Origin of the sequence: Anaerobacillus sp. 1_MG-2023 (assembly GCF_030547345.1) — a bacterium.
GTDB classification, from domain to species: domain Bacteria; phylum Bacillota; class Bacilli; order Bacillales; family Guptibacillaceae; genus Guptibacillus; species Guptibacillus hwajinpoensis_B.
Genome location: NZ_JAUORD010000003.1, coordinates 66,891 through 79,878 on the forward strand (window position 1 = coordinate 66,891; position 12,988 = coordinate 79,878).

At 41.1% G+C, this 12,988-nt stretch carries 10 protein-coding genes; all 10 read left to right on the top strand.

All coding sequences use genetic code 11. The features are described from left to right. Positions 1-67 precede the first annotated feature (67 nt). The 10 genes from Q4550_RS06705 to Q4550_RS06750 all read left to right on the top strand — a co-directional run bounded on the left by Q4550_RS06705 (position 68) and on the right by Q4550_RS06750 (position 12,858). Positions 68-964: an aspartate carbamoyltransferase catalytic subunit gene (locus tag Q4550_RS06705; protein WP_303531217.1), complete on the top strand. Its 897-nt coding sequence runs from the start codon at positions 68-70 to the stop codon at positions 962-964. Then, positions 964-2,244: a dihydroorotase gene (locus tag Q4550_RS06710; protein ID WP_303531218.1), complete on the top strand. Its 1,281-nt coding sequence runs from the start codon at positions 964-966 to the stop codon at positions 2,242-2,244. The genes Q4550_RS06705 and Q4550_RS06710 overlap by 1 nt, the downstream gene beginning before the upstream one ends. Further along, positions 2,244-3,332, top strand: coding sequence for a carbamoyl phosphate synthase small subunit (locus Q4550_RS06715; RefSeq protein ID WP_303531739.1), 1,089 nt, complete (start codon positions 2,244-2,246; stop codon positions 3,330-3,332). Before Q4550_RS06710 ends, Q4550_RS06715 begins: the two co-directional genes overlap by 1 nt. After that, positions 3,325-6,534 carry a carbamoyl-phosphate synthase large subunit gene (carB, locus tag Q4550_RS06720; RefSeq protein WP_303531219.1) on the top strand — a complete coding sequence of 1,070 codons (3,210 nt, stop codon included), beginning with the start codon at positions 3,325-3,327 and terminating at the stop codon, positions 6,532-6,534. The genes Q4550_RS06715 and carB overlap by 8 nt, the downstream gene beginning before the upstream one ends. Beyond that, positions 6,531-7,298, top strand: a complete 768-nt coding sequence (locus Q4550_RS06725) for a dihydroorotate dehydrogenase electron transfer subunit (protein ID WP_194221367.1) — start codon at positions 6,531-6,533, stop codon at positions 7,296-7,298. The genes carB and Q4550_RS06725 overlap by 4 nt, the downstream gene beginning before the upstream one ends. Continuing rightward, positions 7,295-8,236, top strand: a complete 942-nt coding sequence (locus Q4550_RS06730) for a dihydroorotate dehydrogenase (RefSeq protein ID WP_194221368.1) — start codon at positions 7,295-7,297, stop codon at positions 8,234-8,236. The genes Q4550_RS06725 and Q4550_RS06730 overlap by 4 nt, the downstream gene beginning before the upstream one ends. Next, entirely contained in the window at positions 8,209-8,934 is a 726-nt protein-coding gene (gene pyrF / locus Q4550_RS06735; protein ID WP_303531220.1) for an orotidine-5'-phosphate decarboxylase, read from the top strand. Before Q4550_RS06730 ends, pyrF begins: the two co-directional genes overlap by 28 nt. Further along, a complete protein-coding gene (gene pyrE, locus Q4550_RS06740) occupies positions 8,918-9,565 on the top strand; it encodes an orotate phosphoribosyltransferase (protein ID WP_303531222.1) in 648 nt (215 codons plus the stop codon). The genes pyrF and pyrE overlap by 17 nt, the downstream gene beginning before the upstream one ends. 10 nt (positions 9,566-9,575) lie before the next feature. Continuing rightward, the gene (locus tag Q4550_RS06745; RefSeq protein ID WP_194221371.1) at positions 9,576-10,232 is read left to right on the top strand and encodes a class I SAM-dependent methyltransferase; all 657 of its coding nucleotides are present in this window, start codon (positions 9,576-9,578) and stop codon (positions 10,230-10,232) included. 514 nt (positions 10,233-10,746) lie between these two features. Continuing rightward, entirely contained in the window at positions 10,747-12,858 is a 2,112-nt protein-coding gene (locus Q4550_RS06750; protein WP_303531224.1) for a bifunctional glycosyltransferase/CDP-glycerol:glycerophosphate glycerophosphotransferase, read from the top strand. The last annotated feature ends 130 nt before the right edge of the window (positions 12,859-12,988 follow it).

Consider the following 12,988-nt stretch of genomic DNA (forward strand, 5'->3'; position numbering starts at 1 on the left):
TTCTGCACCCTGACAACGCTCAGGGTGTTTTTTTTGAGAAAAATATTAACGAAACGGAGTGAGTGATGTGAAGCATTTACTTGATATGACCTCTCTTACATTAGATGAAATTCATGAAATTTTACTGCAGGCTGAACGTTTTAAAAATGGAAAAAGTATTCAAAGACAGGAGCCAGTGTTTATAGCGAATCTTTTCTTCGAACCGTCAACCCGAACAAGATTTAGCTTTGAGGTAGCAGAGAAGCGACTTGGATATGAGGTGTTGAATTTTGAAACGTCATCATCAAGCGTTCAAAAAGGGGAGACGCTATACGACACTATTAAAACCCTTGAATCTATTGGGGCAAGTGCTGTAGTCGTAAGGCACAAAGATGAGAAGTATTTCGAACCGCTACTTGAGAAAACGTCCATGTCCATCATTAATGCAGGCGATGGATGCGGGCATCACCCAACCCAATCGCTACTAGATCTCCTAACGATTCGTCAAGAATTCAAGCGATTTGAAGGTCTAAACGTTGTGATCGCTGGTGATATAAAGCACAGCAGGGTAGCGCGGTCAAATGCGAACGTATTAAGTAGGCTAGGTGCAAAAGTGAGTTTTTCGGGCCCCCGTGAATGGCAAGATGAAACAATGAATGACTACCCATACGTCACAATGGATGAAGCGGTTGAACAGGCGGATGTCCTCATGCTACTCCGCATTCAAAATGAACGCCATGCAAGAAGAAGCGATACTGATTCTTACCTCCAATCATTCGGCTTAACGGTAGAGCGAGAAAGACGTATGAAGAAACACAGCATTATCATGCATCCTGCGCCGGTTAATCGAGGAGTTGAAATTGATACATCATTAGTGGAATGTGAACGCTCAAGAATTTTTAAACAAATGGAAAACGGTGTTTACGTACGAATGGCCTGCTTGAATTTGGTCCTACAACCTAATAAGAAAGGAATGGTCGTGTAATGCTAATCCAAAACGCGAAACTACTTAATGAATCTGGAGAATTGATGGAGCGCGATGTTCTTATCAATCAAGAAGGTCAAATTGAAACAATCGCACAGAGCATTGAAAAGGGTGAGTACGAAACCTTTGATGCGAAAGGGAACCTCCTAGTTCCAGGGCTCGTTGATCTTCACGTGCACTTAAGAGAACCGGGAGGAGAGCATAAAGAAACGATTGAAACTGGTACTAAAGCAGCGGCGAAAGGCGGATTTACAACAATCGCAGCTATGCCGAATACAAGACCTGTACCAGACAATGAAGAAATGATGCAAACGTTAATGAAACGTATCAAAGAAACGGCAAGTGTTCGCGTCCTACCATACGGAGCGATTACAACAAGACAGCTAGGTCAAGAGCTTACGAATTTTGAAGGGTTGAAAACAAACGGTGCGTTTGCTTTAACAGATGATGGCGTTGGTGTTCAAGATGCAGGAATGATGTTAGAAGCGATGAAGCGAGCGGCAGCTAGTAACCTAGCAATTGTTGCCCATTGTGAAGAAAACACGTTGATCAACGGAGGAAGCGTTCATGAAGGTCATTTCTCAAAAGAGAATGGACTAAATGGTATTCCATCGGTTTGTGAGGCGGTACATATTGCAAGAGACGTTCTGCTCGCTGAAGCAGCAGGCGTTCATTATCATGTTTGCCACATTAGTACGAAGGAGTCCGTCCGTACTGTACGCGATGCGAAGCGGGCTGGCATTAACGTAACAGCTGAAGTAACACCACATCATCTCCTTTTATCAGAAGATGATATACCGGGACTTGATACGCATTACAAGATGAACCCGCCTCTTCGATCAAAAGAAGATCGAGAAGCACTTATCGAAGGTTTGCTTGACGGCACAATTGACTTTATTGCAACGGATCATGCCCCTCATTCAGAGGAAGAAAAAGCACAGTCAATGGAAAAAGCGCCATTCGGCATTGTAGGATTGGAAACAGCTTTTCCGCTGTTATTCACCCATTTTGTTGAGAAAGGGACCTTTACACTCAAGCAACTTGTGGATTGGTTAACGGTGAAACCAGCGCAGGCATTTGGACTTGAATACGGCACTCTCGAAATAGGTGCACTAGCGGATATGACAATTATCGATTTAACAGAGCAAAAGGACATTAATCCAGAGTTATTTGTTTCGAAAGGAAAGAATACCCCATTTAATGGATGGACTTGTAAAGGATGGCCAACGGCAACAGTTGTCAATGGCAAAATCGTGTTTGAAAAGGGGAGCGATCAATGATGAGAAGACAGCTGATATTAGAAGATGGATCCGTTTTTGTAGGGAAAGCATTCGGTAGTGACATTGAGAAAAGTGGTGAGGTTGTTTTCAACACAGGCATGACGGGCTATCAGGAAATTTTGTCCGATCCATCCTATTGTGCTCAAATCGTCACGCTAACCTATCCGTTGATCGGAAACTACGGCATAAACAGAGATGATTTCGAATCAATAAACCCATCTGTACACGGTCTTATTGTGAAAGAAGCAACAGAAGTACCAAGCTACTGGAGAAATGAAATGACGCTTGATGAATTGCTTCGTGTGAAAGGCATTCCTGGACTTGAAGGAATTGACACAAGGAAGCTAACAAAGCTGATCCGCTCAAATGGAACGTTAAAAGGAAAAATTTGTAGTATGGATGTTGATCCAGAGAAGATTGCGCGTGATCTAAGAGATACACCATTGAAAAGGGACCAGGTACAGCAGGTATCCATTAAAGCACCTTATGCAAGTCCAGGTCGTGGATTCCGCATCGTTCTTGTCGATTTTGGAATGAAGCACGGCATTTTAAGAGAACTAACAAAAAGGAAATGTGATGTTGTTGTTGTCCCATACAATACGTCGGCAGAAGAAATTCTGCGCCTAAATCCTGATGGCGTGATGCTAAGTAATGGCCCTGGCGATCCAAAAGATGTTCCTGAAGGAGTGGACATGATTAACGGTATTCTCGGTAAAATTCCGCTCTTTGGCATTTGCCTAGGTCACCAACTCTTTGCTCTTGCCTGCGGAGCGGATTCAGAGAAAATGAAATTTGGTCATAGAGGGTCCAATCATCCCGTAATGGATTTAACAACAAAACGGGTCGCGATTACTTCGCAAAATCATGGTTATACGATTGCCGCTGAAACGTTAGAGAATACCAACCTTGAAGTCACACATGTTGCCGTAAACGATGGTTCCATTGAAGGCGTCAAGCATAAGAATGAACCAGCTTTTAGTGTGCAATACCATCCAGAAGCATCACCTGGACCAGAAGATTCCAATGAACTTTTTGACGACTTTATCTCGATGATTACAACATTCAAGGGGGAAAAAACATATGCCTAAACGTACAGATATTAAGAAAATCCTTGTGATCGGATCTGGACCGATTGTCATCGGACAAGCAGCAGAATTTGACTATGCAGGAACGCAGGCATGTCAGGCGTTAAAAGAAGAGGGTTATGAAGTAATTCTAGTAAACTCAAATCCTGCAACAATTATGACGGATACCACAATCGCGGACGAAGTATACATCGAGCCACTAACGCTTGATTTTGTTAGCCGTATTATTCGAAAAGAACGACCAGATGCTCTTCTTGCAACACTTGGAGGGCAAACTGGACTGAATATGGCAATGGAATTATCAGAAGCGGGCGTTTTAAAAGACTATGAAGTAGAACTTTTAGGTACGAAACTTGATGCGATTCAGCAGGCAGAGGATCGAGATTTGTTTCGTACGCTCATGAATGAGTTAAACGAGCCAGTTCCTGAAAGTGATATTATTCATAACCTTGAGGAAGCTTATCGATTTGTGAATCGAATTGGATACCCGGTTATTGTACGTCCTGCCTATACGCTTGGTGGTACAGGCGGTGGAATCGTGAACAACGATGAAGAATTAGAAGAAATTGTTTCAAGTGGCCTAAAATACAGCCCGGTTACGCAGTGTCTTCTCGAAAAAAGCATTGCTGGGTTTAAAGAAGTCGAGTATGAAGTGATGCGAGATGGTCAAGATCAAGCGATCGTTGTATGTAACATGGAGAATATCGATCCTGTTGGAATCCATACAGGTGACTCCATCGTCGTAGCGCCGAGTCAGACCCTATCTGACCGAGACTATCAAATGCTACGTAACGTAGCGCTAAAAGTCATTCGCGCACTAAAAATCGAGGGGGGCTGTAACATTCAGCTCGCTCTTGATCCATACAGCTTCCAATATTACATCATAGAAGTAAATCCTAGAGTAAGTCGTTCTTCCGCTCTTGCATCTAAAGCAACGGGTTACCCGATTGCCAAGCTTGCAGCGAAAATCGCGGTGGGGCTCTCTCTTGCTGAAATGAAAAATCCTGTTACAGGAAAAACTTATGCAAGCTTCGAACCAGCTTTAGACTATGTTGTATCTAAGATTCCAAGATGGCCATTTGATAAATTCGAAAGTGCAAATCGCAAGTTAGGAACGCAAATGAAGGCAACAGGTGAAGTGATGGCAATCGGCCGTACACTTGAAGAATCACTACTAAAAGCGGTTCGCTCACTGGAATCGAACGTTAGTCACCTTACTATTCCTGAACTAGCTGATCTTGATGAAGAAACGATGGAGAGAAGAATTCGCTTTGCGGACGATGAGCGCATCTTCGTTGTAGCAGAAGCATTCAGACGAGGAAAAACGATAAAAGAAATTCATGATTGGAGCAAAATTGATCATTATTTCCTCGTCAAAATGCAAGGAATCATTGAGCTTGAAAACAAGTTGAAAGAAAACAAAGGAAATCTCGATCTTTTGCTTGAAGCAAAGCAAAAAGGGTTCTCAGATCATATCATTGCAACCCTCTGGGATCAAACGGAGCTTGAAATCTATGAACTACGAACGCGAGAAGCCATCCGTCCCGTTTACAAAATGGTTGATACGTGTGCGGGCGAATTTGAATCTGAAACGCCTTATTACTACTCCACTTATGAAGATGAGAATGAATCACTTGAAACACCAAAAGAGAGTGTGCTCGTACTAGGTTCGGGGCCAATTCGAATCGGCCAGGGGATTGAATTTGATTACGCAACGGTGCACAGCGTTTGGGCCATTCGTGAAGCGGGTTATGAAGCCATTATCATTAATAATAACCCGGAGACTGTATCTACTGATTTCAGCATCTCAGATAAGCTTTATTTTGAACCATTAACTGTTGAAGACGTGATGCATGTGATTGATCTTGAGAAGCCTAAAGGCGTAGTCGTTCAGTTCGGAGGTCAGACGGCTATAAATCTAGCGGACGAACTATCAGCTCGAGGGGTGAAAATCCTTGGAACATCGTTAGAAGATATGGATCGAGCGGAGAATCGCGACAAATTCGAAATGGCGATGGCAGAGCTGAACATCCCTCAACCAGAAGGGAAGACAGCAACTTCCGTTGATCAAGCAGTTGCCATTGCTGAGCGAATTGGCTATCCTGTCCTCGTTCGCCCATCCTATGTACTCGGCGGAAGAGCAATGGAAATTGTGTATAAGGAAAGCGAACTGCTTCATTACATGGAAAATGCCGTTAAGGTTAATCCGCAGCACCCAGTCTTAATCGATCGGTATTTGATGGGGAAAGAAATTGAAGTTGATGCGATCTCTGACGGAGAAACCGTATTTATTCCAGGTATTATGGAACACATCGAGCGTGCAGGGATTCACTCTGGGGATTCGATTGCAGTATACCCTCCACAGAGCTTATCTAGTGAGGTGAAACAAACGCTCATTGAACAGACAATCGCTCTTGCGAGAGGTTTGAAGATCAAAGGTCTCCTTAATATCCAATATGTTATTCAAAATGAACAGGTGTATGTGCTTGAAGTAAATCCGCGCTCAAGTCGGACGGTACCATTCTTAAGTAAAATTACAGGGGTACCGATGGCGAACATAGCAACAAAAGTGATTCTAGGAGCATCGCTTGAATCACTTGGTTACGAAACAGGGTATGGAACAGAGCGAGACGATGTATATGTAAAAGTGCCGGTCTTCTCATTTGCTAAACTGCGCCGCGTTGATATTACGCTCGGGCCTGAAATGAAATCAACAGGCGAAGTGATGGGGCGCGATTACACACTGGAGAAAGCTCTATATAAAGGGCTCGTTGCTTCAGGTATGAAGATTCCAACTCACGGCTCAGTGTTATTCACAATCGCGGACAAAGATAAAGAAGAAGCGATCGATATTGTGAAGCGTTTCAATGCGATCGGCTATCACATTCTGGCGACAGAAGGAACAGCTCACATCATACGTGATCTTGGAATACCTGTGACAGTCGTCAATAAAATTGGGGCAGAAAAGCCGAATTTACTACACGTCATTCGTGAAGGTCAGGCACAATTTGTTATTAATACGCTCACTAGAGGAAAGCAACCGGCTCGTGACGGCTTCCGTATTCGAAGAGAGTCAGTTGAAAACGGAGTTGTGTGCTTTACATCTCTTGATACAGCAAGAGCTCTGCTTCGCGTTATTGAAACAATGACCTTTACAAGCACAAGCATGCCGAAGTTTCACGAAAAAGAAGTGGTTCGTTCATGAGACAGTTAAAAACCGAGCTCGTGTCCCAAAAAGAAATTGCAGCTTCGATTTATGAAGCAGTAGTTTTCCATAAGGAGATTGATGAAAGCTTCCAACCTGGACAATTTGTTCATGTAAAAGCTGGCTTCGGTTCAGATCCACTTCTCAGAAGGCCGATTAGCATTTGTCGTATTGATCCTAAAAAGCATGAGTTGACGATGATCTACCGAGCAGAAGGAAAAGGAACGAAAGTTTTATCTGAGATGGTGCCGGGGGTTGAGGTTGACCTCCTCGGCCCGCTCGGTAAAGGGTTTCCGGTTGATAAAACAATGGAGGGAGATACGGCTTTGCTTGTAGGAGGCGGTATCGGCGTGCCCCCCCTTTATTATCTTTCGCAAGAATTAACGAAGCGCGGCGTCAATGTGAAGCACATAAATGGCTTTCAAACGAGCTCAGTAGTTTTTTATGAAGAGAAGTTTAAAGCATTAGGCCCTGTCACGATTACAACAGCGGATGGAACGTATGGGGAAGCAGGGTTTGTAACAAATCAGCTTGATATGGAAGCAGATTATCTCTTTGCCTGTGGTCCATCTCCAATGTTAAAAGCGCTAGAAAACTATCATGCAAAAAAGGGCGTGTACCTCTCCCTTGAACAGCGAATGGGCTGTGGAATTGGTGCCTGTCTTGCGTGCGTTTGTCATGTACAGGGAGACGAAACAGGCTTTGCTTATCGAAAAGTTTGTAGTGACGGTCCGGTATTTCAAGCAGGGGAGGTTGTCCTATGAGCCGATTAGGAATTCAGCTACCAGGTCTTGACTTAAAGAATCCGATTATGCCAGCTTCTGGCTGCTTTGGATTTGGTAGAGAGTACAGTCAATTTTACAAACTAGATCAGCTTGGAGCCATTATGGTAAAAGCGACCACCAATGAGCCTAGATTCGGAAACCCTACACCTCGTGTAGCAGAAACGACGTCAGGCATGTTAAACGCTATCGGTCTCCAGAACCCTGGCCTTGAGCGTGTCATGACAGAAGAATTACCATGGTTATCACAATTTGATGTGCCAATTATTGCGAATGTCGCCGGATCTACAATTGAAGATTATGTGGCCGTGGCTAAACGGATTTCTAAAGCACCGAACGTTCATGCGCTAGAGTTAAACATTTCTTGCCCCAATGTGAAGGAAGGCGGACTTGCATTTGGAACGGTACCAGAAACAGCATATGACGTAACTAAAGCTGTAAAAGACGTATCGTCAGTTCCTGTTTACGTCAAGCTCTCACCGAACGTGACAGATATTGTGGAAATGGCAAAAGTAGTTGAGCGTGCTGGAGCGGATGGGTTAACGATGATCAACACGCTTCTCGGAATGCGAATTGACTTGAAAACCGGTAAGCCAATCCTTGCAAATGGGGCTGGTGGCTTATCAGGTCCTGCCATTAAGCCTGTTGCCATTCGTATGATTCATCAAGTAAGTCAACAAGTAAATATCCCAATTATCGGTATGGGCGGGGTGCAGACTCCTGAAGATGTAGTGGAATATTTTCTTGCTGGAGCAAGCGCTGTAGCGGTTGGAACAGCAAACTTCGTTGACCCATTTATTTGTCCTAACATTATTGAGTCTTTACCAGCATTGCTTGATGAGTTAGGTGTTCACCATATTTCAGAGCTTACGGGAAGGAGTTGGAAATCGGAATGGAATCTTCAATCATCCTCGCATTAGATTTTTCTAGAAAAGATGAGCTAGATGATTTCCTTGCGCTATTTGAGCGGGAAAAGCTTTTCGTTAAAGTTGGTATGGAAGCATACTATCAACATGGACCTAAGTTAGTAGATGAATTAAAGCAGCAAGGTCACGATGTTTTTCTTGATTTGAAACTTCATGATATTCCAAATACCGTCCAAAAGGCGATGAAAGGATTAGCCGGTCTTGGTGTTGATTTGATCAATGTTCATGCTAGTGGAGGGTCGCGTATGATGAAGGCGGCAATAGAAGGGCTTGAATCAGGTACGAGCTCAGGGCAAAAGCGCCCGCTTTGCATCGGCGTTACGCAATTAACAAGTACGTCAGAAGAGATGCTTCGAAAAGAATTGCAAATCACTGGAAATATGAAGAATAGCGTTGTTTCTCTCGCCAATCTTGCAAGAGAAAGTGGGCTTGATGGTGTTGTGAGCTCAGCACTCGAAGTCCCGATGATAAAAGAAGCTTGTGGCGATCGTTTTCTAACGGTAACTCCTGGGATTAGACTCGAAGGGGATATGGCTGGTGATCAAAACCGCGTCTGCTCACCAAAGAAAGCACGGTCTCTAGGAAGTGATTTCATGGTCGTAGGACGCAGCGTAACTGGAGCGAAGAATCCATTAGCGGCATATGACATACTAAAATCTGAATGGAGGAATTCATATGAAATCAATCGCTAAAGCCTTATTGGAAATTGAGGCAGTGAGTCTACAGCCGAATAACCCATTTACGTGGTCCTCAGGATTATTATCACCAATTTACTGTGATAACCGTTTAACACTTTCATATCCAAAGGTAAGAAAAGAAATTGCCCGTGGGCTTGCTACTATGGTGAAGGAAAAATACCCTGATGCAGAAGTGATTGCTGGAACAGCAACAGCTGGGATTCCTCATGCTGCGTGGGTAAGCGACGTATTAGATCTACCAATGGTTTACGTTCGGGGAAGCGCAAAGGGGCATGGAAAAGGGAATGTTATTGAAGGAAAAGTAGATGATGGTCAAAAAGTTGTGGTAATTGAAGATTTGGTTTCAACTGGTGGCAGTGCCATTGATGCTGTGAAGCAATTACAATCTGCAGGAGCGAATGTTCTCGGTGTGGCCGCGATCTTTACATATGGGATGAAAAAAGGGGCAGAGCAGTTCGCTGCTGAACGAATTGCCTGGGATACCCTTACCAATTTCGATGAATTGTTAACAAGCGCCGTTGAAACAGGTATGATTGAGGAAAGAGAGGTTCAATCACTGCTTCACTGGCGCGACAATCCATCTTCAACAGAATGGTTGGAGCAGTTGAAAGATCTCTCCGTTTAGGAGGGGTAAGATGAGAAAAATGCAAGGAGAAGAGTTCGATTCGCTCGTATCCTTTTTTGATGATATGGCTAGAACAAAATGGCTTGGAGCTGTTCACGATGAATTAAAACAAGCTTCAGGATCATGGGAAGGGAAGTCAGTTCTAGATGTAGGGTGTGGAACAGGAAGACTTCTTCTTCGTGGCGTCGAGGAAGCGAGTATGCTGACAGGTGTTGATTTATCATCTGAAATGGTGAAGGCAAGCAAACAGAATTTCTTCTTTTTAAATCGAGCGAATAAAAGTCACTTTTCAGAAGATGACGCATGCAATCTTTCGTTTAACGATGACACGTTTGATTTGTCTCTATCAACGTGCGTTATGTTCCTTTTACCAGAGCCTGAAGCAGGTATGAAAGAAATGATGCGGGTTACAAAAGAAGACGGTAGGATTGTTATGTTAAATCCATCTCTTCAAATGGACCAAATGGCTGCTTTCGAGTATGCAAAAAAGCATGGAATGAGCGGTTTTGAACAAACATCACTGTTAAAGTGGTCGAACGTTTCAACGAAAAGACATCGCTATACACCAGAACAGCTAAGCGAGAAGCTGAAAGGGCTTGGTGCGAAGGAAACGAAACATGTAGAAGTGCTTGATGGGTTAGCGATTATTACGGTTGCAGTATTATAACAAATGACTGTTTTCTAAAACAGTGTTGCTGAGCGGAGGTATTTCCGCTTCAATCAGCGAAGTGTGATTCTTTATACAATTTTTTCAATAGCCACAATTTTTGAGAATAAAGCCTAATAAATAAGAGGTTCCCGCTAGTTACTTAGCAGGAACCTTTTTGTTGTAAAGAGTTTAACCTCTATTTTGATTTTCGGCAGAGTCAAATATTAATAATGTTCTCTAACATAACCAAAATATATGATGTTGAATAATTGTAAATTTCATAACGATATTATTAAAGTTTTTACGTTTATTTACTTTAATGTAATAAATAAAACAAAAATTTACAAAAAGATTAAGCTATGGTAATCTAGTAAATTGAGTCCTCATATGTTATAAAAAGGGTTTTATGCCAAAAAGATAGTTGGATTAATTGTATAAAAGATCTCAATAAGAACCAACATGAAAATCGATAGTGATTTTGAAAAATGTAGTATAACAATGAACTCAAAATCATAGATAAAGGTGAAATGTCATGAAAAATAAAATATCAATTATCATTCCTGTGTACAATACAGAAGTTTACTTGGAAAATTGTATTGAATCATTAATCAATCAAGCCTATTCCAATTGGGAGGCTATTTTGATTAACGATGGATCAACGGATAATAGTCTATCGATTATTAGGAATTATGAAAAACAAGATTCTCGAATAAAATCCATAGATTTAAAAGTTAATAAAGGAGTAGCGCATGCCCGAAACACTGGATTAGATGTGGCGACAGGAGAGTTTATTTACTTTTTAGATAGTGACGATAGTTTAGATCAATATGCTCTAGGTCTTCTTATTAGCAACATCACTCATCATGAAGTTATATTTGGTTCATTCAACAAACAAAATAAAAAAGCCAACCTCACTTTACCTGTTAAACATCGAATTAAATATTCAAAATCTAAATTTCGAAATGAATCTGTACTTAATCGATTGTTTAGACGTACGTTAGTTGATGAACTAAATCTACGTTTTGATGAGGACTACAGATACTATAGTGATTTAACATTTTTGTTACCTCTCCTTGACTATTTCAAAACCGTACCTACGATAACAGGCTATATTTATAAAAAACAATGGCGAAAAGACCCCGATTCTCCCGAGTCATTAACACAACACGATGACGTAGCTAAAATAAAAGAATATGTGGAGAGATTTCAAAAACTAACAGAAGTGTACTCAGAGAATCCAAAAGCCATTAAATTTCTATGCAATCAGTTCGTTTCTTATTATTGTCAATACGTGATCTTCGTTCTTCAAGAACAAGACATCTATTCAGAAGTCCTGGAGGATTTATCGTCAGTCGTACAATTTATAGATACCCATTCATATTCTAGAAGAATTAGCTTCTTTATTAAAAGAGAGCTAAAAGCGATCAGAAATAAGGATGAGAAAAAGCTTAGGAAGCTATTGAAGCTCCATAAAGTTTTAAGAATAACTTCAAGATCACTAAAGGGTCGCCAAAAACTTTATCGAACGTTATACAACTATGTATTTACTAAGCTACCAATGCAAAACAAAACAATCGTATTTGAAAGCTTCTTAGGAAAGAATTATTCAGATAGTCCTAAAAACATTTATGAAGAGCTCATTAACGAAAATAAGGACTATAATTATATTTGGGTTTTCGCTAAACCAGGTAAAGAAATACCGGGTAATGCTAAGCAAGTGAAACGACTATCATTAGCTTATTTCTATTACATGGCGCGGGCAAAATATTGGGTTTCGAATTCTCGCATTCCAAAAGCTTTAAAGAAACGAGAGGGAAATATCTACCTTCAAACGTGGCATGGCACACCATTAAAGAAACTAGTGTTTGATATGAATGATGTTCATTCAGCCAATCCAAATTATAAAGCAGACTTTTATGAACAATCTAGAAGATGGGATTACTTAATTTCAGCAAATTCTTACTCCAGTGAGATATTTCAGCGTGCGTTTAAATTTAACAATCGCATGTTTGAATATGGCTATCCTAGAAATGATATATTACACAGTGATAACAAAACACAGCTTATGGAAAGATTTAAAACGCAGTTAAATATTCCATTAGATAAAAAGGTCATATTATATGCACCTACTTGGCGCGATGACGAATTTTATAAACCTGGTCAATACAAGTTTTCGTTAAAATTTGATCTTGAGCGATTGCAAGAAGAATTAGGTGATGAGTATGTGGTGCTTCTTCGAACGCATTACTTTATAGCCGATCATCTTAATACTGAAGATTTTGAAGGATTTGCTTTCAATGTTTCTAAGTATGATGATATCTCAGAATTATATCTCATAGCCGATATCTTAATCACAGATTATTCATCCGTGTTCTTTGACTATGCAAACTTGAAACGACCAATTCTTTTCTTCACATATGATTTAGAAAAATATCGTGATACCTTAAGGGGATTTTATATTGATATGGAGTCTGAATTACCTGGGCCGTTAGTGTTTACAAACGATGAGATTATTAATTCGATTAAAAACATTGATCAGGTAAAAGAACAATATCAAGCGAAATATGATCTATTCTATGATCGTTTCTGTGGGTGGGAGCATGGAGATGCTTCTAAGAAAATTTCTGGAGAAGTGTTCAGCTGATACTCTGAACTTCTAACTCAATATAGAAGATTAATCTAGGTGAAATTGAGTACTCCTGGTAATAGAAGATATCTTTTAGTATGAATAAAAAAAGAAGGGCTGATCGCTATACAATTGCGATCAGCCCTTC

What these genes read in the sequence shown, in the direction of transcription:
- Q4550_RS06710 (WP_303531218.1), top strand. Translation starts at nt 964, where the DNA reads ATGCTAATCCAAAACGCGAAACTACTTAATGAATCTGGAGAATTGATG.
- Q4550_RS06715 (WP_303531739.1), top strand. Translation starts at nt 2,244, where the DNA reads ATGAGAAGACAGCTGATATTAGAAGATGGATCCGTTTTTGTAGGGAAA.
- carB (WP_303531219.1), top strand. Translation starts at nt 3,325, where the DNA reads ATGCCTAAACGTACAGATATTAAGAAAATCCTTGTGATCGGATCTGGA.
- Q4550_RS06725 (WP_194221367.1), top strand. Translation starts at nt 6,531, where the DNA reads ATGAGACAGTTAAAAACCGAGCTCGTGTCCCAAAAAGAAATTGCAGCT.
- Q4550_RS06730 (WP_194221368.1), top strand. Translation starts at nt 7,295, where the DNA reads ATGAGCCGATTAGGAATTCAGCTACCAGGTCTTGACTTAAAGAATCCG.
- pyrF (WP_303531220.1), top strand. Translation starts at nt 8,209, where the DNA reads ATGGAATCTTCAATCATCCTCGCATTAGATTTTTCTAGAAAAGATGAG.
- pyrE (WP_303531222.1), top strand. Translation starts at nt 8,918, where the DNA reads ATGAAATCAATCGCTAAAGCCTTATTGGAAATTGAGGCAGTGAGTCTA.
- Q4550_RS06745 (WP_194221371.1), top strand. Translation starts at nt 9,576, where the DNA reads ATGAGAAAAATGCAAGGAGAAGAGTTCGATTCGCTCGTATCCTTTTTT.
- Q4550_RS06750 (WP_303531224.1), top strand. Translation starts at nt 10,747, where the DNA reads ATGAAAAATAAAATATCAATTATCATTCCTGTGTACAATACAGAAGTT.